Origin of the sequence: Methylobacterium sp. XJLW (assembly GCF_003254375.1) — a bacterium.
Lineage (GTDB): Bacteria > Pseudomonadota > Alphaproteobacteria > Rhizobiales > Beijerinckiaceae > Methylobacterium > Methylobacterium fujisawaense.
Genome location: NZ_CP016429.1, coordinates 1,501,261 through 1,524,650, shown reverse-complemented (window position 1 = coordinate 1,524,650; position 23,390 = coordinate 1,501,261). Strand labels below are relative to the sequence as shown.

Sequence of the window (23,390 nt, the reverse complement as noted above, 5' to 3'; positions counted from 1 at the left end):
TGAAGCGACGCCCCGGGAGGGCGCAGCTTTCGCGCTCAGGCGGCGAAGCCACGGATGGCGGAGATGACCTTGTTCTCCCGAAAGGGCTTGTCGCAGAACACGCCCCGCGCCGGGATGGCGTCGAGGTCCGGTGCCAGGGCGCCCGTCAGGACCAGCTCGATGGGCGGCCACCGGTCGCGGATCATCGCCACCAGCTTCAGCCCCGTGGTCGAGCCGCGAACGTCGAGGTCCGCGAACACGACCCGGATGTCCGTCCGCCCCTCCAGGGTGCGGACCGCCGCCTCGGCGGTGCGGACAACGACGGCCTCGCATCCCGCCTCCTCGACGAAGTCCCTCATGATCCCCGCCAGGATCGGCTCGTCCTGGAGCACCAGCACGACCGGCTTCGGGTTCGCTCCGTCCGGCTGTCTCGCTGTCATAGACGCTGCACCTCGACCAGCGGCGCACGCATCGCCGCCACGAGCCCCTCGGTATGATAGGTCACGTCGACCTCGCCCGTTCCCACCAGGCCGGTCCGGATCAGGCGCGATCCGAAGCCGCGCCGCGTCGGGGCCACCACGGGAGGGCCGCCGTGCTCGCGCCACCGCAGCACCAACCCCGGCTCTCCCGCATCGCCGTCGATCCACCACCGCACCTTGACCTCGCCCTCCTCGCCGGACAAGCTGCCGTACTTGGCCGCGTTGGTCGCCAGTTCATGGAGGAGCAGCGACGCCGACAGCGCGGCACTGGGGCCGAGCGCCACGTCGGGGCCATCGAGCGTGAAGCGGCGCGCCTCGGCCGCGGTGCCCAGAACCTCCCGGCAGACGCTTCGCAGGTCGGCGGCCGTCCAGTCCTTGCGCAGCAACAGGTCGTGGGCCGAGGCCAGCGCCTGGATGCGCTTCTCGAAAGCCTCGACCGGTCCGCGCTCCGACACGGAGCGCAGCGTCTGGTGCGCGATGCTCACGACCATCGCCATCGTGTTCTTGAGGCGGTGGGAGAGTTCGTGGTTCAGCAGGTCCTGCCGCTCTTCCGCGCGCCGCCGCTCGACGGCCTGGCGGGTCAGCTCTGCGATCTGGCGGATGAACGCGACCTCCGGTTCCCCCCAGGAGCGCGGACGGTCGTCGTTCACGTACAGCACCGCCACCGTCCGGCCCTTCTCGACGATGGGCACGTTGACCAGCGTTCGCGCGGAGACCGCCTCCAAGGTCGCGGCGGAAGCGGCGGTTCGCGGGTCCTCGCGCACGTCGCCGATGACGACCGTCCGCCCCTGCCGGAGGTCCTCGGCGTAGAGGCCGTAATCGTCCATGCGGTAGCGGCCGGCGAGCGTCGGGAAGTCGGGAGCGGTCCAGTCCTCCTCGACCACGAAGCCCTCGCCGTCGGGGCCGACGGTGCCGTAGCCCACCCGACCGACTCCGAGCACACGCCCGAGGATGGCGGAGGCCGCCATCGCGATCGCGTCGGTGCCGATGGCGCTCCGCAGCCGCTCCCCGAACTCCAGGAGGCCGCTGCGCCGGGCATCGGCCTGCACTCGCTCCGTCACCTCCATGAAGATCACGCCGAAGCGCCCGCTCCCGAGCGGGAAGGCCCGGCCCTCGTACCACCGCGCCAGGGTGCCGACCTGCCGGACGAACGTTACGGGCTCCCCGGTCTCGACCACGTCGGCGAACTCGTCGACCCAGGCGTCCTCCACGCCGGGGATCACCTCGCGGACCGTGCGGCCGACGACGTCGGCCGGGGCGATGCCGACGAGACGGCCCCAGGCGGAGTTGACGTCGACATAGCGCCAATCCGTGATGCGCCCGGTCGTGTCGCGCACGACCTCACCGACGACGAAGCCTTCGCTCAGGCGCTCGAACAGGCCGCGCCAATGGGCCTCGCTCGTCGCGAGGCGCTCCTCGAACGACCGCCGCTCGGTGATGTCGCGCGACACGGACAGGATCCGCTCCGGCCGCCCGTCGGGGCCGAAGATCGGCGTCACCTGGACGTCCCACCACTTGGCGTTACCGAGGAAGGTGTCCGCGCGCCCCTGGAAGTGACCGATCCGCCCGTCCCGGGCCGCTGCCAGCGCCGCGAGCGCATCGGCGTTCCCCCGGCCCTGCCAGAAGCTCGGCCATGGGCAGCCCTTGATGTGATTGAAGTCGCTGACCTCCATCACCTTCCGGCCGCCCTCGCTCATGAAGGTCAGGCCGCCGTCGAGGTCGAGCACCTTGATGCAGTCGGCGGACGACGCCAGGACGCTGCGCATGAACTCGGCGTCGGCCTGTTCCTTCGTGGCGGCGTTGCGCTCCTGCGTGCGGTCGCTGAACGCCTTGACGAAACCCTGGTGCGTCCCGTCGAGCCCCCGCAGCGAGGTCATGTCGCCGACCGCGTAGAACCGGCCGCCGTCCTTGCGCAGATGCCAGCGCATGTCCTCGGCATGCCCCTCGTCGAGGACGAGAGCCATCTCTTCCCGGGCTCGACCCGTCGCCCTATCCTCGGGCGTGAAGATCCGCTCGATGGTCTGCCCGCGCATCTCTTCGGCATTCCAGCCCAGGATGCGTTCCGCCCCGACGTTCCAGTCGGTCACCTTGCCCGCGGCATCCGTGACGACGATGGCCATCTCGCTCGCACTGTCGAAGATCGCGCGCTGGCGCGCCTCGCTCTCGGCGAGACGGCGCCGGTTGCGGTGCGCCTCGGTGACGTCGATCTGGCTGCCGAAGCGGTAGCGCAGGCGGCCCTCGCCGTCGAAGACGGGTCCGATGAACAGGGCGTTGACGAAGGGCGTGCCGTCCCGGCGATGGTTGGTGATCTCGATGGTGAGGTCGCGGTTGTCGCGCAACGCCGCGCGGATCTCGTCGACGTGGTTGGGCTCGGTGGCCGGACCCTGGAGGAACCGGCAGTTGCGACCGACGACCTCGTCGATCCCGTAATCCGTGAGGTCGAGGAAGGCGCGGTTGGTGAAGACGATGGGGTCGTCGTCCTGGTTGGGATCCGTGAGGATCATCGGCAGGCCGGTCTTGTCGACGGCGGAGAACAGCACGTCGGCATCAGATACAGGAGAGTGGTCACGCCGGCTGAACGCTTCTGCGCCGTGAGCGGTCCGCTCGCCTCGCTCCGCCCGAAGGCGCAGGACCTCTGCCTCAAGTTCCTCGCGCGAGAGGCCATGCAGATCGTTGTTCATTTAAAACTACGCCCGCCCCCCGGCGAATAATGTCGTCCTTTGAGCGCGCTGATAGCGAAGGGCCATCGCAACGTCACTGCGGCGTTCGGTTCAGCGCTTTACGATGGCTCTCTGATCCACGTCGGAGTTGCCATGTGGCCCGCGGATGGCTGCTTTTGGGATGCTCCGGTGGACACCCGCACCACCGTGTTGGGTCGATAGAGGTTGGTCCGCTTGTCCGGCGTGGCCTCTCCGAAGCAGACCGACGGCTTTTGGCGAGACTACGCCATAGCGGATCGCCGGGCGCGCGAAACCTGTCGTTCGGCTTTGCGGCGAGTGCCGGAAGTCAGATGAAGCCGGCAGCCTCCCGGAAGCAGATGGAGTGGATGGCTCCCGCTCCGACTGACGGCATGTCGGTGCCAAGATGTGGTTGCTACCGAATCCGCAGCCACGCAGGTGCAGGAGCCATCCCCATGGAGATCACCACTGTCGGCATCCATCTGGCCAAGAGCATCTTTCAGGTTCATGCCGTCGATGCAGCTGACAGCGTCGCGGCCGCGTGCGCAGGCGCCATCATGCTGACCGGCGATAATGCCCGCACGGCCCAGGCCGTCGCCAGCGCGCTCGGCATCGGGGCCCGGGCCGAGCTCCTGCCGGAGGACGAGCTGCGCATCGTGCGCGAGCTCCAGGGCGCGGGCGCCGTCGTGGCGAAGGTCGGCGATGACATCAACGACGCCCCGGCGCTGGCGGCCGCCGATGTCGGGATCGCATGGGTGGCGGCACGGACGTCGCGTAGGAGACCACCGATGCCGCGATCCTGCACGGACGGGCCGCGGACGTGGCCCGCATGGTCGCGCTCGCCCGTTAGACGCTCGGCAACATCCGGGCGGATATCGCCATCGGCCTGAAGCTGGTTTTCCTGGTGACGACCATCGTCGGCATAACCGGCCTGTTGCCGGCGATCCTGGCCGACACCGGGGCGACCGTTCCGGTGACGGGCAACGCTCTGCAGCTTCTGCGCGCACGAATCTGACCGGCGGCCCACCCGGAGCTGCCATCCATGGCCCCCATGCGACCAGGGCGCCTCGCTGACCAGGCGCCGGCATCATCGGCGGGGACTGTCCATGGTCGCGCCAGCCGCGGCGCTGTGGGCCGGCAGCCCGGCGGCCTACGAACCGCGCGGAGCGAACAGGTTGAGGGTACCGCCGGGCAGGCACACCAAGCCGCGGGTTACGTCACACCGGTCTCGGCGATGGCCCTCGAAGACGCGGAGCCGGAAGATGGCCGCAACGATGCAGAAGCCGCCGTAGGCCGCGTCGGCGCGGCCGGCGGCCTCGCCTTCCACAGGCGTGAGCAAGTAGGCCAGCAGCGCCAGCGAGATCAGCCGGGCGCGAGCCACCATGGCGCTTTGTCGAGCCGAAGCCTACGCCCCGCTCGATATCACGAACCCTCGGAAGGGCTTGAAGTCAAAAATCTTGCGTGAGGAAACTCTTGGCATAGTGGCGCGGAACTCTGCGCGCGAAAGCATATTCCGGGGCCGGGGGCGTTGGCAGGATCCACGGAATCGACGCGTCCCAGTGCATGATGCATTCGGAAGGTTCATGCCGGGCTTGAATCCCACGGGTCCGCGGCATGGCTCAAACCGTCTGCGGGACCGCCGCCGCCGGACGGGATGACCCGCCTGCGGGTCTCCTCCTTCGCCGCGGCGACCCGCAGGCCGACCTCGGCGAGGTTTTCCAGGCGCAACTGGACCCGCTCCGGCGGCAGGTCGATCAGGTCCAGGTTGTGGCGCTTGATGAAGTAGAAGGCCATCGACAGACGCACCTCCACCTCCCTGGCGCCGTCGACCATCCCGTAGTCGCGCTCGATCGCCCGGCGCTGGTCGTCCGTCAGCCCGGGATGCGGCAGCACCCTCAAGGTGATCGTCGTGTGCCACTCGACGTCGTCGGCGGGCTCGTAGCTGGCGGCCTCCGCCCCCCCGAACTCGTCGATCCGGCTCAGGACGAAGTCCCGGAAATCCTTGTGGTCGCAAGCCCAGGCGCGCACGTGCCACCGCGCACCGTCGAAGGCGAGCGCGTGCGGCGCGATGACCCGCCAACGCGAGTTCGTCAGCGACTGGTAGCGGATCCGCAGGGCGCTGCGCGACCGCATCGCGCCGAGGATCAGCCGGAGGCACTCCGGATCCACGTGCCTCGCGACGTCCGGCGCCATGTCGATCGCCGGCAAGGTCTTGAACCACACGACGTCCCGGGGGAGGGCCCCGGACATCAGCGCCCGGAGCTGCAGCAGGAGCCTGTCCGCCGACGGCACGAGGAACCGGGGCCGGATCGCGGCGCCGGGCACGAACGACTTCGCCGTGGAGTCGTACTCGACGTTGCCCTCCGCCAGGCCGCGGTAATTCTTGAGGTCGACCGAGGCCTGCGGCGTCGAGATGTCGAAGGCCGCCTCCAGGTCGCTGCGGTTGAGCTGCCCTTCCCAGAACAGCTTCCATTCCATGAACTCGTATCGGACGTTCCTCGCCCAGACGCGCCGCTCCGGCTCGGCCATGTCTACCCCTCCGCTCACTTGACGGGTATAGCAACAATACCCATCTATGGACTAGACGGGTCGCCGATTCTCGCGCGGCGACCGACGGAAGGATGCCGGCGACCGGCGCGAGGCGGCGTCATCCGGACATAGGTGACACAGGCGGCGAGGCGAAAGGAGCGGCGATGCAGGACGGAAACAAGCAGGATCGGATCCAGCACGATGCGGCGGACATCGTCGAGGCGGCGACCGACATCGAGCGGCAGCGCGCGATCGAGTTGGACGCCCGTTCGGAGACGGCGCGGATCGACGCCGAGATGGCCGAGCTCGCGCGCCGTCGCGTCATCCAGGAGGACGCCGCCACGAAGGCGCACGCGGCGATCGCCGCCGACGAGCGGCGGATCGCCGAGGACGACCGCGACATTCGCGATGCCCTGAACGGCGGCGATTGCCCGCCCGCCCATGGCGGTCAGCCCGTGCCGCCGGCCGCTCCCCCCGCGCCCGGCCCCGGGAACCCGCCGGTGGTCCCCCCGCGTCGCGTCGGATGAGCGTGCCGGCTCCCATGGCCCGGTCGGGCGGCCCCGTCGGCGGCGACACGCCGTGCGGGGCGGCCTGGCCGGACCGTTTCACCTGGGAGCTCGCCCGGCTGCGCGAGCGGGGGCGCGTGACCGGCGCCGGCCGCGAGACCGCGCCGCCCGGATTCCTGGTCGTCCGATACGAGTGGGACCATCGGGGCCGCACGCTTCCGCTGGCGATCATCTACCCGCCCGGCTTTCCCCTGACGCGACCCGAGATCCGGATGCTGCGGGTCGAGGATCGCCCGCGCAACCACTGCAACCCGGTGAACGGCAACCTCTGTTTCCTGGCGCACGACCGGCATGCCTGGCAGCCGGAGACGTCGGTCGCATCCTACATCGAGGATCGGCTGCCGATGATCCTGGACGGCACCCCCGACGGCGAGCCGGTGGCCGAGCCCATGGAGGATTGGTGGGCGGCGCTCGCCGTGCCGGGCTCGGCCTTCGTGATCGAGTCGGGATGGGAATTGGGCACCCATACCTGCGGCACGTTGGCCTTGCGGGTCGGGGTGGTGCCCGGCCGCCCCCCCGCGCTGCGAGCGTTCGTGGAAGGGGTCCTGGACGGCGGCGGCGGCGAGATCGCCCGGAACGCCGGTCCGCTTCCCCTGGAGTTCTCCGCAGCGCGTTCGATCCGTGTCCCGTGGCGACTGCTCGACGAGGAACCCCAGCCGGACGAATACGAACGCGTGTTCGGCGCCGTGTCGCCCGGCACCGGCACGACAGGGCTGATCCCGCTCGCCGACAGTCTGCGCGCCCGCATCGCGGCCGTGGCGTGCAGGACCGAGATCACGCACGGCGAGCGCGGCCTGTCCTGGATCCTCCTGGTCCGCACGGGCAGCCGGCGGGCGTTCGAGCACGGCCGCGCGGACCAGATCCATTCCGGCACGGCCCGGACGTTGCGGGCGGGGTTGGACGACCGCCGCTCACGCTCCCCGTCCGCAGGCGTCATCGCGGGGAAGCGGATCGCGATCGTCGGCCTCGGCGCCGTCGGCGCCCCGGTCGCCCTCGACCTAGCGCGCAACGGGGCGCGTTCGATCGCGATGGCCGACTTGGACATCGTCACGCCGGGCAATGCCGTGCGCTGGCCGCTCGGCGAGTCGGCATGGGGACGCTTCAAGGTCGACGCCCTCGCCGACTTCATCGCGGCCAACCATGCGGCCACGCGGACGGCGGTCGCCCGAATGCCGATCGGCAACCTCGACTTCCGGACGGCCGAGGGGGAGGGGGGCGAGTTCGTCGCCGCCCTCAACCAGGCCGATCTCGTCGTCGACTGCAGCACCTCGTTCGAGGTCGAGCGGCTCCTCGCCCGACATGCCGGGAGCATGGGTGCGCCGCTGATTTCCGCCTACGGCACGGCGGCGTTCACCGGCGGCGTCGTGGCATGTTTCGCGCCCGGGGGTGGCTGCCCGAACTGCCTGCTCCACCAATACGGGTCCGGCGCCATCGCGCGGCCGTCCGGCGAGCGGGGGGACGCGCACGCGGTTCGGTTGCCCGGTTGCGCCGACGCGACCTTCTCCGGAGCCTCGCACGACCTGGGCGAGCTGTCGATGCACGCGGTGCGCGTCGCGGTCCGAACCCTCCGCGCGGCGCCGGCGACGTCGTTCGTCGAGACATTGAACTTCGTCGGCGAGGACCGGAGGCCCGCCTGGCGCTTCGATCCATTCGAACGCCATCCGGCCTGCGCCTGCGGTTGACCCGTCTCGCCATCCCCCAACGCCTTCTCGAACTTTGCGTCGCGGCGGCCGACGCGGCCCTGCCGCACGAGGAGGGCGGGATCCTGCTCGGATCGCGGGACGGCCGCGGCGACCGGTTCGTACGCCACGTCATCGGGTCCGGGCCCGGCGCGCGCCGGGCCCGGACCTGGCTCGAAGTCGACCACGACTGGCAGAATCGCCGGATCCGCGATCTCGCGGACCGTGGCGGCGACGTGGCGTTCCTGGCGGACTGGCATTCCCATCCGGACGCCACGGACGCCGCGTTGAGCCGGTTGGACGTCGCGACCCTGGCGAAGCTGGCTGGCTTCACCCCCTTGGGTTGTCCCGACCCGGCCATGATGATCCTGTTCCGCGGGGCGGACGGTTGGCGCGCCGGAGCCTGGAGGCTGGCACCCGGCGCCCGGCGGCCAAGGGGCGTCGCCCCCGTCGGGGTCGAGGTCGTCGACGAGGTGACGCCGTAGCGGGCCATGGCGATCCGGGTCCTCCGCGCCGGCCGGGGTCGCGGTGAGGGACGCCGTGTCCGCCTTGGCCGCCCGGATCTTCGGCCGGCCGCGCAGGCCGGGCCGGCTCCGCTGCCGGCTCCCGACGTCAGGCGACGGGGAGGATCATGCGCCGCCGGCGAGTGACGGCGGAGCCTCGGTGCGGCACGCCTCACGTACGGCCCCGGCCAGGGCCCCCGCCGGGGGAGCTACCGAAACGACCCGCCCGTCCGTGGCAAACACGATCAGGCCGATGCCGGCGCCCGTCGCGGCCATGTAGCGCCGGACTTGGCCCCGGTACCCCTCGACCGCGGACTCCGTCGGCGCGACGTCGCTCTTCCAGTCCACGACGACCTCCGGCCGCCCGGACTCGTCGTAGGCCATCGCGTCGACGATGCCGGCCGTCGCGTGGTCCTCGCCGTCGCGTTCCTCCAAGGCGTACACCGGCAGCTCCGGCACGAGGCGTGCGCGCAGGGCCGCGATGGCGGGCACGGCCAAGGCCCGGGCCGCGCAGGCCGCCACCTCGTCGGGGTCCACGTCCCGGACGGCGAGCTGCATCGCGAGCTGGGAAGCGCGGAGCGCGAGATCGCCGCCCTCGTCGGTCTCGCCGGTCAGCAGCTCCTCGATGAGCTTGTGCAGGATCAGCCCGCGATCGCGGCTCCCGCGGACGGCCGCCGCGAGGCCGGGCGGCGCGACGGGCGCCTCGATGTCGGGCGCCTCGATGTCGAGGGCCCCGCCGGGCGCGGCCTCGTCGCCCTCGTGGCGGCTCGGCACGACCCATCTCAACCGGCGGTGGCCTGCCACCCGCGCGGCCTCCTCCGCGAAACTCTCGCGCGTCTGGGCGTTGCGACCCGCGGGACCGGTCCTCGCGCCCGGGACCGGAAGCCGGTCCATGTCGATGGCGGCCAGCCGGTCCAGCCCCAGGCCGACGACCGAGGCCCAGGCGTCGTCGTGGGCCGGGTCGGGGAACCGCGGGATCACCAGGGTCTCGCGCGCGCGGGTCGCGGCCACGTACCAGAGCCGCACGCGCTCGTTCCCGACCTCGCGGTCCTCGGCGGCCAGGACGGCGTCGTAGCCGGCCGGCCGCACCCCGAAGACCGGGCAGTAGAGGCAGTTCGAGGCGCGGTCGACCAAGGCGCCGCTCGCCGGGATCGTGAGCGTCGAGGTGTTGATCGGGATGACCACGGGCCATTCGAGGCCCTTCGACGCGTGCATGGTGAACAGGGAGACGGCCTCGGCCTGGGCGTCCGGACGCCCCTCGACCGCGCGGGTCCGGCCGTCCCAGGCGGCCTGCATCGCGCGGGCGAACGCGCGCAGTCCGCGCACGGCGTACGGGCGGGACATCTCAAGGTACAGGTCGACGTTGGCCAGGGCGCGCTCGGCGTGGCCGTCGTGACGCCGGCCCAGGACCGGCCTCAGCATGACGGCGTCGACCGCCCGGCTGAGGATGTCGTACGGCGTGGTCCCCAGCGCCTGCCGCGCCAACGCCTGGAGGCGTTCGAGGACGGGGCGCGCGACCGGGTGCGCGACGGCGGCCACGTCGATCCCGAGGCGCAGGGGCGGCACGGCGTCCGGCCGGTCCGGGTCGCGCGGCAGGCCGTGGACCAGGTCCAGCAGTTCCTCGTCGGTCAGGCCTACGGTCGGCCCGCGCAGGAACGCGCCGAGCGCCAGGGTGTCGCGCGGGTCGGCGAGGACGCGGGTCAGGGCGATGAGGTCCTGGACCTCCTGGCGACGGAAGAAGCCCTTGCCGGCCTGCGTCGACACGGGGACGCCCCGGGCCTCCAGCGCCTCCTCGTAGCGCCACAGGTCGCTCCCGCTCGGCGCCAGCAGGGCGATGTCGCCGGGCCGGAGGGGCCGCGTGCCGTGGGTCTTGCACGTGACCAGCTGCGTCCCGATCAGGCGGGCGCAGAGTTCGGCGACCGCCTCCGCCTCGGCGTCCCGCAGGGCGCCCGCCTTGCGCTTGGTCCCGTCCGCCGGGCCGGGCACGTCGAGGGCGGCGACGCAGGGGCCGCGGTCGTGGTCCTCGTGGAACGCCGCGAGGGGGGCGAACCCGGGCTGGCCGGGTCCGGCCAGGATGTCCTGGAAGCACCGGTCGACGAACGCGAGGATCGACCGGCAGGACCGGAAGTTCGTGGAGATCGGCACGACGTCGTCGGGCGAGCGGGCCAGGATCCGCTCGCGGGCGCGGACGTAGGTCGAGACGTCGGCGCCGCGGAAGCGGTAGATCGCCTGCTTCGGGTCGCCGACGAGGAACAGGGCGCCGGGCCGCAGCACGCGCGCCGTCCAGTCGTCGGCGGGCGCCCCCTCCGGCCGTTCCCCGCACAGCAGCCAGAACAGCATCGCCTGCTGCGGGTCGGTGTCCTGGAACTCGTCCACCAGCACGTGCCGGTGCCGCCGCCCCAGCGCCTGCCGGACCGGCTCGTGGTCCCGGAGCAGGCGCACCGCGGCCTCGACGAGGTCGTCGAAGTCGAGCAGGCCGCCGGCCCGCTTGCGCTCCCGGTAGCGGTCGAGGACCGTCCGGACCCGGGGCACGAGCCTGGCCAGGAGCTCGCTCGCCGCGGACGCCCGCATGCCGTCCCACGCGGCGCAGCAATCCCCGTGCAGCGTCTTGGCCGCGGCATGGAGCCTGTCCGCCTCGACCTTCGGGAGCCCGGCGCTCCGGACCGCGGCCTGCCACTTGCCCTTCCCGCCCTTGTAGGCCGCGAACGCGCCCTTCGACGTGCAGAGCGCCGGGTCGGGCTTCGCCGTCAGGACGCCCAGGAGCTCCGCGTCCCCGACCGGGCCGTGCGCCGGCGTCCGGGACGCCATCGCGCCGAAGGCCGCGGCGGCGGCCGCGGTCTCGGCCTCGGCGGGCGACGCCGCGACGAAGGCGGCGTAGGCCGCGACGCTTTCGGCGAAGCCTTCGGCGAGGCGGGACGACGGCACCGGGGGCGGCGGGCCCACGGCGCGGCCCGCGCGCAGGCAGCCGGCGACGCGCTCTACCGCCTTCTCGGCGGCGACGGGATCCGCGAGGAACATCTCCGCCACGAGGCATCGGCCGCCCGCGAGCGTCTCGCGCAGCCAGCCGTCCAGGATGTCGCGGAACAGGCCGTCGGCCTCGGCGTCGTCGGCGACGCGCGCCCCGGGGTCCATGTCGGCCTCGACCGGGTACGGCTTCACGAGCCGCTGGCAGAACCCGTGGATGGTCGTGCACACCAGTTCGTCGATCCGGCCCTGCGCGGCGGCCAGGCTCCCCTCCTGCTCCCGCGTCAGGCCATGCGGCAGGACGCAGCGCAACTCCTCGGGGACCTCCCCGGCGAGGAGGCGGTGGACGACGTCGCCGATCCGCTCCAGCAGCTCGCTCGCGGCGAGCTCCGTGAACGTCACCGCCGCGATCTCGCGCGGCGGGACGCCGGACGCCAGCATCATGGCGATCCGGCCGGAGAGGACCGCCGTCTTCCCGGAGCCGGCGCCGGCCTCGACGAGCATGGAGCGGTCGTGCCGCGCGATGGCCAGGGCGCGCTGCCCCGCGTCCGCCAAGGCCCTGTCGTGCACGGTCATCAGGGCGCTTCCCACACCAGGGCGGCGTCGCCGAGCGCCGCCGTCGCCGACGCCCGCTTGCGCGGGCAGTACACCTCGCCGGCGTTGGCCGGCAGCGCGAAGGCGAGGTCGTTCCACCCGGCCTCGGTGTCGGGTCCGGGCAAGGCGTTGCCCGCCCCGAGGCTTCGCCCGGCCGCCGCGAGGTGCCGGGCCAGGTCGGCCAGCGCCGCGTCGGGGCGTTCGAGGGCGATGCAGGTCCGCTCGCGCGGGTAGTGAAGCGAGGCGTCTATGGCCACGTCGCCGCCGAGCAGGACCCGGGCGGCGTAGCCGTAGATGCAGCGCTGCAGCTCCCGGCCTCCGGCCAGCACGTCGTCGGACCCGCGGGGCTTGCCGGTCTTGTAGTCGCGGACGCGGGCCGAGGCGCGGTCCCCCGAGAGGTCGAGGCGGTCGATGTAGCCGGAGATGCGGAAGCCCGTCCCCGGGATCTCCACGGGCAGGTCCGGATCCCACGGGACGGCGCCCCCGGCCCGCTTGGGGCCCCGGCCGCCGAACGGCACCTCGACCCAGCTGGACTGCCCCTCGTAGGCGTCGTCGGGGTGCGTGAGCGCGCTCCACGACGCGACCGACACGTCGTCGAGGACCCGGCGCCAGACCACCGCGGGCGGGATCGCCCGCCCGCGCTCCCACGCGTCGGCCACGGCCCGGACCGCGCCCTCCAGTGCCGCCCGCCGCGCGGCCTCGGACGACGCGGCCCCGTCCCCCGCCTCAAGGGCGATGACCGCCAGCTCCAGCACCTCGTGCATGAGGTTGCCGAACGCGCGATCGTCCAGCGTCAGCGTCTCCTGGCTGGAATCGGCGGCCTGGAGGCCGAGGCCGTAGCGCCACACGAAACCGAGGGGGTCGCGCAGCAGCTTGCGCAGGGAGTTGGCGGAGTGCACCCGGCCCAGCACCGACAGGATGACGGGGTGGTCGGGCCGGACCAGGCCGTCGTGCGGCGTCGGGGAGTGGGAGGCCCACGACGCCCAGCAGGAAGCGGCGGACCGGGCCTGGGCCGTGGACGCGAACTCCTCCGGCCGCGCCGTGAGCCGGTCGACCTCGCCGGCGGCATGCTCGGGGACGCGGTTCCTCCCGAGGTGCGCGCCGTCGGGGTGGTCGCGCAGAAGAGGGCTGCGGCCGAGGAGCCGGCCGTCGGCGCCGCGGCGGGCCCGCGACAGCACCACGGCGTCCGCGCTCGTGGCGAGGATCGCGTCGAAGTCGCCCCGGTCGACGGCCGAGCGCGGCTGCGGATCCAGGACGTGCGAGGGGACCAGATGGTCCGACAGCAGCCGGTCCTCCGTGGCCACCTGCGGCCAGCCGCGCGAGCTCAGCCCGAGGAGCCGGACGAACCGCCGCGGGGCGCTCGCCAGGGAGGACGCCGGCACCCAGACCACCGACGTGCCGGCGTCGGCGTCGTCGTCGATGCGCTGCCGTGACAGCGTCAGGTCGACCACGGCGGGCGCCCCCTCCAGCAAGGCCTTCCGCCAGATCCGGAGCGCGAGCCCGGATAGCAGGGCCTCCCCCGCCCGGGCGGCCCCCGCGGTCCCGGCGGCCAGGAGCGCCAGGATCGCGCGAAGCCCGGCGGCCAGCGCGGGACCCTCCGAGTGGCCGGTCACTCCCTCCCCGCCCAGCAGGCGCTCCCAGGCGGGGAGGTCGGAAAGCGGGGCCTCGCGGGGCAGGATCCGCGTCCATCCCTCCGGCAGGGCGGCGAACGGCCCGGGGGCGTGCCGCAGCAGCGCGGCGAGGCGGCGCAGGCCATCCTGCGTGACGCCCCTCACCAGGATGTCCGCGAGCGCCGCCGCCGCCTGCCCCTCGCGCACCGCCGTCGCAGGGACCCCGTGGACGAACCGCACGTCCAGGTTCGCCTCCGCGCGGAGCGCGAGGACGACGTCGTCGTAATCCTCCGTCCTGCAGGACGACACCGCGATCTCGGACGGCCGGGCCCGGCCGGTCGCCATCAGCCACCTCGCCCAGCGGAAGGCCTCCAGCACCTCGTGGCGTGGCGTCGCCGCGGTGCAGACCTCGACCGCGGGCGCCGAGCGGGGCCCGTCGACGACGCGAAGGGCCGCCGCCGGCACCCATTCGGGAACCGGGCGCGGCCCCGAGGCCCAGCAAACCGCCACGTGCCGGGCCAGGGCCGCGGCGACCCCTCGCCAGCAGGGCGCGAGGTCCGCCATACCCTGGAAGGTCGTCGGCCCGAGCACGCGCCCGGCGTGGGCGGCGCGGGCCGTCGCGGCGGCGGCGAGGTCGGTGGGGCGCATCATACCTGACGGCAGCTTCCCGACGACGGCCGCCTCCAGCCTGGCGAGGGACGCGACGCGGCCGGCGCCCGCGCCGTCCAGGGCGAACCCGGCAGCCCAGGCCTTCCGCAGCGTCTCCGCCGCGGCGTCGACCATGCCCGGGAGCGACTTGATCGGGTCGAGCTCGCCGATCTCGACCTCGTCCAGGGCCTCCTTGAGCGCCCCCCTGAGGGACTCGTCGTCGATGGGGCGGGCGAAGCCGCCGGCGAGGCGCGCGGCCAGGGCCTCCACGGTCAGCACCTGCACGCCGTGCTCGCCCCGGCGAGCCGCCGCCAGCCGTTCGTCCGCCACGGCCAGTCGACCGTGGACCACAACCGTCCGGCGAAACCCCATCGCCAACCCCCACCTCGGATTGCGGGCATTATCGGAGCACGCGATCCTTATGGTCAAGCTTGCGCCGCCGATCGACGCGTGCGGGGGGCGTCCCGTGTCCCGGATGCCGCGGTCGGCCGCGCCGACCGCGTCAGGCGCCGGGTTCGAGGATGCGGCGCGCGACGTCAGGGACGGCGTCCGCCTCCAGCCGCTCGACCGCCAGCGACCGGGCGAGCAGGGCGTCGGTCAGGTAGCCGTCGTACTTCTCGCGGACGGGCTTCGCCGCCAGGCCGGCAAGGGCGCCGGCGTCGGGGGGCGGGGAGCCGGCGATGTCGGTGAGGACGGCGCGCAGGTCGCCCGCGGAGCAACCCCGCACCTCGACGGCGTGGCCGTAGGGCGTGGCCTGCAGGTTGCGGGCCAGGAGCGTCAAGGCCAACGTCTCAAGCTTGGCCGCGCCGACCCACGGCAGGACCGTGCAGTCACGCCCGACCTCGACGATGCAGGTCCCGTCGAGGCCGTACCCCAGGAAGGCCGCCCTGCCTTGGTCGAGCAGCGCGCGAGCCCCGGCGTCGAGGTAGGCGGGCATCCCGGTGCCGGACAGGCATCGCCGCATCGCCGCGGCGACGGCGTCGTGCACGCCCGACCATCCGCCGCCGAACCTCGGCGGCAACGCCGACTTCGTGGGAGCCACCACGACGACCTTGGCCCGTGCGTCCAGGGACTCGATCCGCCATCGGCGGCCATTGAAGATGATCGTCTGCCCGGGCGCCAGCGTCAGGTCGAGCGGCACCGTGCCCAGGACCTTCCCGCCGACGACCATGACCCGGTACTCTTCGTCCGTCTGGAAGACGGCGTAGAACTGATGGCCCTCCGCGAGACGCTCGCCGGCCGGCCCCAGCATCAGCAAGCCGTCCGGCGACATCTCGACCAGGGCCGCCTCGGGACGCGCGATCGCCCTTAGCAGCTCGACGAACAGGTCGCGCGAGACGTTTCGAAACGGCCCGCGCCCGCAGAGCGTCCTCCAGGCGGCGTCCGGCCGCAGGCCCCCCGTCTGGGCGACGAGCGCGAGCACCTGGTGTGTGAGCGTCGAGAGATGCAGCCCGCCCACCCGCGGCGGCTCGCACCAGCGCTCCAGGAGCAGGTCGACGGTCGCCACGGCCTGCACGAGGTCGAGGCGCAGCCGGTCCGCCGGATGGAGCGTCGGCCCCGCCGCCTCCTCGGCGACGTAGATGCGCAGGACCGATGGCATGCCGGGCCGCCGGCCGGACCGCCCGAGCCGCTGGCGGAGCGACGACACGGATGGGCCCGGACCGATCTGCGCGACGCTCTCGACGTCGCCGATGTCGATGCCGAGCTCCAGGGTCGTCGTCGCCACCGCGGTCGTCGGCCGGCCGTCCTCGCGCAGGCGGGTCTCGACCGCCTCGCGCTCGGCCCTGGCGAGGTTGCCGTGGTGGGCGAAGAACTCGTTGGGGAGCCGCGCGTCCTCGGCGAGGGCGCGCAGGCGGTCCGCATACACCTCCACCCGCTGCCGGGATCCGGCGAACAGGAGGTTGCGGCGGCCGCGGAGCACCTCGAACAGGTGAGACGCGATCGGCTCGTCGGCCCCGTTCGCGTCCGGGGCCGGCTTCACGGGTTCCGCGCGCTCCGGACCGTCGGCGTCGGGGGCGCCTTCGCGACGCGCGTCCGCGGCTTCGCTCCCGGTGCCATTTCGCGGCGGGCGCTCGTAGCCGCGGACCTGCAGCAGCAGGTCGGCGCCGCCCTCGCGGCTCTCCACGAGCCGGACCGAATCCGGGGCGCCCGGCCGCAACGCCTCCCGGGCGAGGCGCATGTCGCCCAACGTGGCCGACAGCCCGACGCGGTCGACGTGGTCGCGCCCGCAGGCCACCTCGACGCGCGTCAGGAGGGACTGGAGCTGGCGGCCCCGCTCCGTGCCGACGAAGGCGTGCAGCTCGTCCACCACCACCGCGTCGAGCGCCCCGAACAGCCGCGCCGCGTCGGGTCCGCGGCGGACCAGCGTCGCCTCAAGGGATTCCGGCGTGATCAGCACGACGCCCTGGGGGCGCTCGCGCGCCTTGCGCTTCGCGTCGGCCGGGACGTCGCCGTGCCAACGGTGCAGGGGGACGTCGCAGGCCTGCAGCAGGCCTTCGAGGCGCCGGTGCTGGTCGTTGATCAGCGCCTTCAGCGGGCAGACGTAGAGGATGGCGAACCCGGGCCTCCCGCCGTCCAGCCGCGGCAGGACGCGCGTCAGCAACGGCAGGAACGCCGCCTCCGTCTTGCCCGCGGCCGTGCGGGCCGAGAGGATCACGTCGCCGCCCGCCAGTATCGCCGGGACGGCCATCTCCTGGACCTCGCGCAGCGCGGTCCAGCCCTGCCGCCAGATCCAGCGGCGCACCGGCTCGGCCAGGGCTTCGAAGGCCGTCGAGGCCGCGTCGGGGACGACGTGGGCGCCCGGCGCCCGCGCGCCTGTCACAGCCGCAGGCGCGCGAGGTCGTCGGTCCCCGCGGCCTCGCCGTCGCCGTCGTCCGCGGGCGCCGAAGCGTCGGCGGCGCCGTCCTCGGGTATGGCCACGGCGCCGAGCCGTTCGCGCCAGTCCGCCCCCGGGTTCTGGTCCAGCACGGCCAGGAGGTCCACGAACGCCTTGACCGTGTTGCGGGGCGTGCGGAAGTAGGCGTCGCCCACCCTGGCCCGGCAATGGTCGAGGAACGCGTGCAGCGCCTCGTCCGGGACCAGGTGGCGGGCCCGGTCGCCGCCCGCGAACACGTCCCGCAGGCGTTCGAGCAGGACCAGCATCTCCTCGGGGGTCAGGTTCTGCAGCCGGACCACGGGACCGGACAGGTCCACAAGGCCGTCCGTCGCGAAGCTGTTGCCCGCGAGCCGGGACTGGAGCGCCTCGTAGGAGTAGAGGCCCCGCCGCGTGTCCAGCAGGAACTCCGGCGTCCCGCCGAGGACGAACCCCAGGCCCTCGACCGTGCCCTGGAGGACGTCGTTGAGGACGCGCAGGATCTGCTCGTAGTTCTGGTTGCGGGCCTGGGGGCTCTGGAGCTTGTAGAGGTTCACGAGCTCGTCGAGGCAGACGAACAGCCCGTCATAGCCGGCGAGGCGTACGAAGCGGGCGAGGAGCTTCAGGCTGTCGTAGACGTTCCCGTCGTCGATGATGCCGCGGACGCCGAGATCCTGGCGCGCCTCGGTCCGCGTCGCGTACTCGCCCCGCAGCCAGCGCAGCGCGTTCGCCTGCCGTGCCTCGTCGCCGTCCTCGTGGGCCGCGGCGTAGGCGGCGACCACGGTGGCGAAGTCGTAGCCTCCCACCTGTTCCTGCAACTCGGCGAGGCCGGCCCGGATCGCGTCCTCGGTCGCGCGCCCGGGGCGCTTCCCGTCCTCGACGGCCCTGGCGACGAAACGTTCGAGGACGTTGCGCATGGCCCCGCCGTCGGGCGCCGCGCGGGTCGCGAGGTTCCGGGCGAGCTCCGCGTACAGCAGCCGCGCCTGGCCCCCCGTCGCGTGGAGCCGGCGGTCCGGGGCGAGGTCGGCCTGCATCACCACCAGGTTCTTGGCCAGGGCGAGCTGGCGCACGAGGAAGAGGAAGAACGTCTTCCCCGCACCGTACTCGCCGACGACGAAACGCAACGCCGCGCCGCCGTCGGCGACCCGCGAGACGTCCGCGAGGAGCGCCTCGATCTCCCTTCGGCGCCCCACCTGGATGTGCTGCAGGCCCAGGCGCGGCACGACCCCCGCCCGCAGTGCGTTGACGATGGTGTCGCGGTCCCGGGGCCTGATGTTCGGCGCGGGCTTGGTGACGGTGACGGTCATGCTGTTTCCAAAAGGTGGGCCGGGATCAGGCCGACGTTCACGAGGACCGGGTCGCCCTCCTCGACGAGCGGGTCGTCGAATCGGTCGAAGGACCACGCGTTGAGGTCCTCCATCGCCGCGCCGGGCATCAGCCCGCGCTCGCGGGCCAGGCGGTCGAACGCGTCCCTCGGCCACTCGGGTCGCCCCGCGAGGGCGCGCATCAGGCCGGCGAGCCGGGCGTCGAGGCCATCGAACCCGCCGTCGGGGGCCCCGGGGGCGGCCATCGGGGCCGGTTCGGCCTCGGGGGGCGCCCCCTGCGCCTCACGGATGGGGTCGGCGTCCAGGTCGAACACCCCGGCGAGGACGGAGCTCACCGCCTCGGTTTCCGACCTGATGGCGGCCAGGCGCTCCGCATCGACGCGTCCCGCCGGCGCGGGCGGTCCCCGTTCCGCCCGTCGGGACGCGTCGGCGGCCGCACGGCCCGACGGCTCCCGCCCGTCCTCGGGGCCGCCGGGGATGAGGAAGGCCGCCTCGCGCGCCGGGCCGCGCGCGACGAGCACGGGCCCGTCCGGCGCCGCCGCCGGCGCGGCCCCGTGCAGCGCCGAGTACAAGCCGTTGAGGTCCAGGCCCATCTGACGGAACGCCTTCTCCAGCAGCGCGATCTCGGCCCGGTGGTGGCGGCCGTCGCTGGACGCCACGCGCACGAGCGTGTCGGCGACGGCCCGCTTCCGCTCCGGGTCCAGCCCGGCGAGCCGGGCGCGCATCGAGGTGAGCTCGGTCGGGTGGGCTTCGAGCCACGATGCGTCGGCACCCAGCCGCAAGCGCTCGTCCGGGCCGAGGCCCGGCGCATCGGAAGCCAGGTCGCGCAGGACCGCGCGTTCGTCCTCGGTCACGACGCCGTCCGCGCGGGCCATCAGCATGCCGACGGACAGGGTGAGGAACGCAGCCTCGTAAGCCGCGGACGGGGCGTCCACGGCGTCCCGAGGCCCGGTCAACGCGAACAGCGTCACGTCCGCCGCCGGGGCTCGGACAGGGAAGCGGGGGTCGGGGATCAGGCCGATCCCGAAGCGGCACAGGACGTCGGCCAGCTCCCGCGGCTTGGCGGCGGTGGCTCCCGCATCGGACCGCCCGGCCACGCGCCTGCCCAGCTCGGCCAGCGGCACCGGGGCGCACGCCTCCGCCCGCTCGCGCAGCCACGAGAGGTGGGCGGCGGCCGGCGCGTCCGCCGCGCGCTCGCGCTGGCCGGCCGGCAACAGGGCCAGGGCCTGGAGCGAGAGGGGGGACGCTCGGCCCGCCTCCTTGCCCAGGTGTCGGCTGTAGGCGTCCAGCCGGTCGGAGCTCAGGTCGAGCAGCTCGCGCCCGAGGGCGAGCGCGTCCGCGTGACGCGCGAGGTCGGGCATCCGCTCGGACCCGAAGAGCGCGAGGTCGACCTCGAAGGTCCGGCTCGCCGCCCGGTACAAGGCCGGGGACGGCGCGCCCTTGCGCCACTTGATCGGCAGGCCGCCGGACGGATGCCGGCGCTCGAACTCCGCCACGAACTCGTCCCTGACGCGGTCGAAGGCGCGGCGCGCCGGCGTGCGCACGCGCGTCTCGGGGTGGGACATCGTCCATGCCAGCAGCCAGACGCCCTCGACCGGCTTGCCGTCGCGGATGCGGGAGCCGACGGCGAAGCGCACCGACAGCGGCAGCTCGTAGCCGCTGGGCTCGAAGACCGGCGCCGGATCCGTCCCGGGCACGAGCGACAGGGCGTCCAGCGCCGCCAGCAGGCAGCTCGCGTAGTGGCGGAACGAGCCGTTGTCGCCGTAGACCGAGAGGAGCCGCTCGACTTCCGCTCGGATGGCGGGCCTGTCCTCGGCCGATCCTTCGAGCACCCCGCGCCGTTCGAGCCCGTAAAGGTACAGGAACACGTAGCCGATGGGCGTCCCCGGAGCGGCCCGGTCGCCGGCCAGCCATTCGAGGTAGGCCCGACGGGACGAAGGCTTCATGCTCCCGTAGGACGGGCAGTATTCCAGGTGCCGGCCGGCGGTGTCGGAGGTGGTCCTGGGGACGGCGAGCCCGGGGTCGACCAGGCAGTTGTCGTTCTGTTCGCCCCCCTTGGCCGGCGGCAAGGTCCTGCCGACGTAGACGAGCCCGGGAAGGGTCAGGCCCGCGACGGCCACGCCGACGCCGGCGGGGACCCACGTCCGGTCGCCGGCAAGCCTGTGCTTCGATGGACGCGTCGCGGGTTCGGATGCCCGGGGTGGCGCGGCCGCATCCGGGGAACGCGGGGCGATGGCCGGCGGGTGGCACGAGCGGTCGTCGGCCGTCTCCGGCGATCGCGCGACGAAAGGGTTCGAGGCAGGCGCCGGACCGGCGCGCGGCGGCTCTCCGGATCCCTGTCCGGGATCGATCGCGCCGGATCGATCCGTCGCTTCAATGGGATCATCCGCCGGCGGATCGGCGACGGCGTCCGGCGCCGGGACCTCCGTGGAGCCGACGAGCCCCGTCATCGGGCTCGGGTCGGCCATCGGCGTCCTCGGTTCGGGAATGACGGCGACGTGGTTCGAGGCCGCCGGCCGTGCAGCGCGCAAACCCACGGGTGCCTCGCGCGGCAGGCCGGTCGATGGAGCCGGCTCGCCGTCCCTAAGCCCGGCGTCGATGGTCTCCGGCGTGGACGGGACCAATTGGCGGCGTCTGCGGCGCACGCCCCAGGCGGCCAGCAGGGCGCCGGGTACGATGGCGCCGACCAGCGCGAGCGTGGCGAGGGGGAAGGCGGGGGCCGGGGACTGGCTCGAAGTCCCCGGCGCTTGCGATCGTGGCTCGGCGGCGGGGTTCGGCGCGTTGGCCCTGGACTCTCCCGACGCTTGACCGGAGACCGAAGGCGCGGCGGCTTTCGCCCCCCCGGTGTGTCCGTCGGGGCTGTCGCTATCGATGGCATCCTGGGCCGACGACGTCGGCGCCGGGCTTTCCTTGGCTCGCGCATCGGGATCCGGGACTTGTGCGACACCGACGGATGGCAGCGGGGAGCGCGCGGTCGCGTCGGGCTCCGGGGCCTTGGCGATCGGCGAAGCCGCAGACGGCTGCCTGGATCGTTGCCGCAAGCGCGCCAGCGTGTCTGGATCGGCCCTTCCGCTCTCGGGGAGACCTTCGCCGCGCTGGAAGCGTCTGAGGGCAGCCAACGACCGCGGGCCCCACCTGCCGTCGATCGTGCCAGGGTCGAAGCCAAGGTCCCTGAGGTCGTTCTGTGCGGCGCGGGTGGCCTGATCGACCCCCTGCGCCGAGGCATCCCCACCCGACGGGGGGACGGAAACGAACGCCATCACCAAGACCAGGGCGGCCCAACGCCCCTTGGCTCTGCTTACCCTTGCCACGTGATCTGGCTCCGCGGGCCGCCGCGCGTTGTCGCCGCCTGGCCCACGACCGTATTCTGATTTGGTCCGCGAATCCAAGACCGAACGCGCCGTTCCGGGTCCGCTATCCTAGGTTGAGGATAGCCGGCCGTGCGGGTCGCACGGATGCGCGCGGTCCGATCGTGGCCGATCCGGCCCGGACAGGGCGCGCGGTTTCGGGCCGTTGGCCCCGCATCGCGCCGCGCCTGCCCGTCGAGACGGGCCACAGGCCGGCCCGATTCCTCGCAGGTCGAATCGAACCGTGCCGTCGCGCTCGTCGCAGGGTCGACGACGCGAGCCGCGCACCCACTCGCGAGGTCCGCACCGGGGGAAGGCGGGCCAGTCGCGTCGTTGGCTGACGACCTACCGCGTATGACGAAGCCGGCTTTCGACTTCCTTGCAGAGGGTCTCCGCAAAAGCCTGGGTACCGAGCAGGCCACCGAGGTCGCGTGTGCGGGTCGCTGGGTCCTTGACCAGGTGATCGACGGCCGCGTCAATCGCCGCCGCGCCCCGCCGAAGATCGGGACGGTCGAGCCGATCTGCCAACCAATCGAGCAGCATCGCGGCCGACAGCACCAGCGAGCATGGGTTGGCCTTGTCCTGCCCCTGGATGTCGGGCGCCGAGCCGTGCTGAGCTTGCGCCACGCAGTGCTGGTCGCCTGCGTTGATCGCCGCGCCCAAACCGAGGCTGCCCGACAACTCGGAGGCGAGATCCGACAGGATGTCCCCGAACATGTTGGTGGTGACTATCACGTCGAAGCGGGCGGCATCGCGCACGAGCATCGCGGTCATCGAGTCGATCAACTGGTCGTCGGTGGCGATATCCGGATAGCTCTCCGCCACGCGGCGGCCTTCCTTCAGGAACAGGGCGTCCGACATCTTCAGCACGTTGACCTTGTGGACGTAGGTCAGCTTCCGCCGACGCCGGGTGCGGGCGATCTCGAAAGCGGCGCGGGCGATCCTTTCGGAGCCCTTGGCGGTCACCTTGCGCATGGCGATGGCGACGTCGGGCGTCGGCATGAACTCCCCGGTGCCCATGTGCATCGTGCGGTCGGCGTAGAACCCTTCCGTGTTCTCGCGGACGATCACGAGGTCGATGGGCGTGCGGCCGTAATAGGCCAGCCCTTCACGCGAGCGGCACGGCCGGATGTTGGCATAGAGGTCGAGTTCGCGCCGCAGCAGCGCCGAGCCGTTGATCCCACCCTTCTCGCGGGGCGGATAGTCCGAGTGCGAGACCGGCCCAAGGATCACCCCGTCCGACGCCCGGCAGCGCTCCAACACCGCCTCCGGGAACGTCGAGCCATCCCTCGCGAGGCGGGACAGCCCGATCTCGTGTTCCTCGAAGGTGAGCCCCAGGGCGAGCGCCCGGTCGACGACTTCCAGCACGCGGCGGGTGGCATGTGAGATCTCAGGTCCAATGCCATCACCCGGTAGCATGACGAGGTGCATGAGCGCTTCTCCCTGACCGCGCCGGTACGCTGGGCTCATAGAGTCAGCCCTCGACATCCGGAACGCAAGGCGTTCGGACTGCGGTGCGGTCGAGGGCGCATCGACGTCTTGCCCTCCAGCGAGGGCCGGCGCCGCCGCGGGCGCCGTTCAGCCTCCGGCGGTGGGTACGAGGGGGCGGATTTCGACCGCCGGAGGCCTTGCGCCTGC

General features: G+C 73.1%; 14 protein-coding genes and 1 pseudogene. 4 read left to right on the top strand and 11 right to left on the bottom strand.

Translation table 11 applies throughout. The annotated features are described in order from the left end of the window. Window positions 1–35: 35 nt before the first annotated feature. Both A3862_RS07045 and A3862_RS07040 read right to left on the bottom strand, forming a co-directional pair. Window positions 36–419 carry a response regulator gene (locus A3862_RS07045; RefSeq protein ID WP_043074867.1) on the bottom strand — a complete coding sequence of 128 codons (384 nt, stop codon included), beginning with the start codon at window positions 417–419 and terminating at the stop codon, window positions 36–38. Further along, a complete protein-coding gene (locus tag A3862_RS07040; protein WP_052516963.1) occupies window positions 416–2,998 on the bottom strand; it encodes a PAS domain S-box protein in 2,583 nt (860 codons plus the stop codon). The genes A3862_RS07045 and A3862_RS07040 overlap by 4 nt, the downstream gene beginning before the upstream one ends. 593 nt (window positions 2,999–3,591) lie before the next feature. Here A3862_RS07040 and A3862_RS32470 point away from each other — a divergent pair. After that, complete coding sequence (locus tag A3862_RS32470; RefSeq protein ID WP_043074868.1) at window positions 3,592–4,026, top strand: HAD-IC family P-type ATPase; 435 nt, start codon at window positions 3,592–3,594, stop codon at window positions 4,024–4,026. Window positions 4,027–4,286: 260 nt separating this feature from the next. Here the strand turns inward: A3862_RS32470 and A3862_RS07030 are convergent, their stop codons facing one another. Both A3862_RS07030 and A3862_RS07025 read right to left on the bottom strand, forming a co-directional pair. Beyond that, window positions 4,287–4,520, bottom strand: a complete 234-nt coding sequence (locus tag A3862_RS07030) for a hypothetical protein (protein WP_052516965.1) — start codon at window positions 4,518–4,520, stop codon at window positions 4,287–4,289. Window positions 4,521–4,717: 197 nt separating this feature from the next. After that, window positions 4,718–5,665, bottom strand: coding sequence for a transcriptional regulator (locus tag A3862_RS07025; RefSeq protein ID WP_071000268.1), 948 nt, complete (start codon window positions 5,663–5,665; stop codon window positions 4,718–4,720). A 164-nt stretch (window positions 5,666–5,829) separates the two neighbouring features. Between A3862_RS07025 and A3862_RS07020 the strand changes: the two genes are divergently transcribed. The 3 genes from A3862_RS07020 to A3862_RS31435 are packed head-to-tail and all read left to right on the top strand — an operon-like array spanning window position 5,830 to window position 8,395. Then, window positions 5,830–6,192: a hypothetical protein gene (locus tag A3862_RS07020; RefSeq protein WP_071000269.1), complete on the top strand. Its 363-nt coding sequence runs from the start codon at window positions 5,830–5,832 to the stop codon at window positions 6,190–6,192. 2 nt (window positions 6,193–6,194) lie between these two features. Continuing rightward, on the top strand, window positions 6,195–7,913 hold the full coding sequence (locus A3862_RS07015) for a ThiF family adenylyltransferase (protein WP_159392778.1): 1,719 nt from the start codon (window positions 6,195–6,197) through the stop codon (window positions 7,911–7,913). Then, complete coding sequence (locus tag A3862_RS31435) at window positions 7,910–8,395, top strand: Mov34/MPN/PAD-1 family protein (RefSeq protein ID WP_071000270.1); 486 nt, start codon at window positions 7,910–7,912, stop codon at window positions 8,393–8,395. The genes A3862_RS07015 and A3862_RS31435 overlap by 4 nt, the downstream gene beginning before the upstream one ends. Before the next feature lie 144 nt (window positions 8,396–8,539). On the opposite strand, the gene A3862_RS07005 is transcribed toward A3862_RS31435, so the two are convergent. The 7 genes and pseudogenes from A3862_RS07005 to A3862_RS06980 all read right to left on the bottom strand — a co-directional run bounded on the left by A3862_RS07005 (window position 8,540) and on the right by A3862_RS06980 (window position 23,183). After that, on the bottom strand, window positions 8,540–11,953 hold the full coding sequence (locus A3862_RS07005) for a UvrD-helicase domain-containing protein (protein ID WP_071000271.1): 3,414 nt from the start codon (window positions 11,951–11,953) through the stop codon (window positions 8,540–8,542). After that, window positions 11,953–14,601, bottom strand: coding sequence for a PD-(D/E)XK nuclease family protein (locus A3862_RS07000; RefSeq protein ID WP_199825813.1), 2,649 nt, complete (start codon window positions 14,599–14,601; stop codon window positions 11,953–11,955). Before A3862_RS07000 ends, A3862_RS07005 begins: the two co-directional genes overlap by 1 nt. A gap of 130 nt (window positions 14,602–14,731) precedes the next feature. Beyond that, window positions 14,732–17,050, bottom strand: a complete 2,319-nt coding sequence (locus tag A3862_RS06995; RefSeq protein WP_071000273.1) for a DEAD/DEAH box helicase — start codon at window positions 17,048–17,050, stop codon at window positions 14,732–14,734. Further along, window positions 17,047–18,387 carry an ATP-binding protein gene (locus tag A3862_RS06990; RefSeq protein WP_071000274.1) on the bottom strand — a complete coding sequence of 447 codons (1,341 nt, stop codon included), beginning with the start codon at window positions 18,385–18,387 and terminating at the stop codon, window positions 17,047–17,049. Before A3862_RS06990 ends, A3862_RS06995 begins: the two co-directional genes overlap by 4 nt. Next, window positions 18,384–20,525 (bottom strand): tellurite resistance TerB family protein, encoded by a 2,142-nt coding sequence (locus tag A3862_RS06985; RefSeq protein ID WP_071000759.1) that lies wholly within the window; start codon window positions 20,523–20,525, stop codon window positions 18,384–18,386. The genes A3862_RS06990 and A3862_RS06985 overlap by 4 nt, the downstream gene beginning before the upstream one ends. Before the next feature lie 978 nt (window positions 20,526–21,503). Further along, window positions 21,504–21,665, bottom strand: a pseudogene (locus tag A3862_RS31815) (peptidoglycan-binding domain-containing protein); the annotation flags it as partial. A gap of 432 nt (window positions 21,666–22,097) precedes the next feature. Further along, window positions 22,098–23,183: an isocitrate/isopropylmalate dehydrogenase family protein gene (locus A3862_RS06980; protein ID WP_043074874.1), complete on the bottom strand. Its 1,086-nt coding sequence runs from the start codon at window positions 23,181–23,183 to the stop codon at window positions 22,098–22,100. Between the last annotated feature and the right edge of the window lie 207 nt (window positions 23,184–23,390).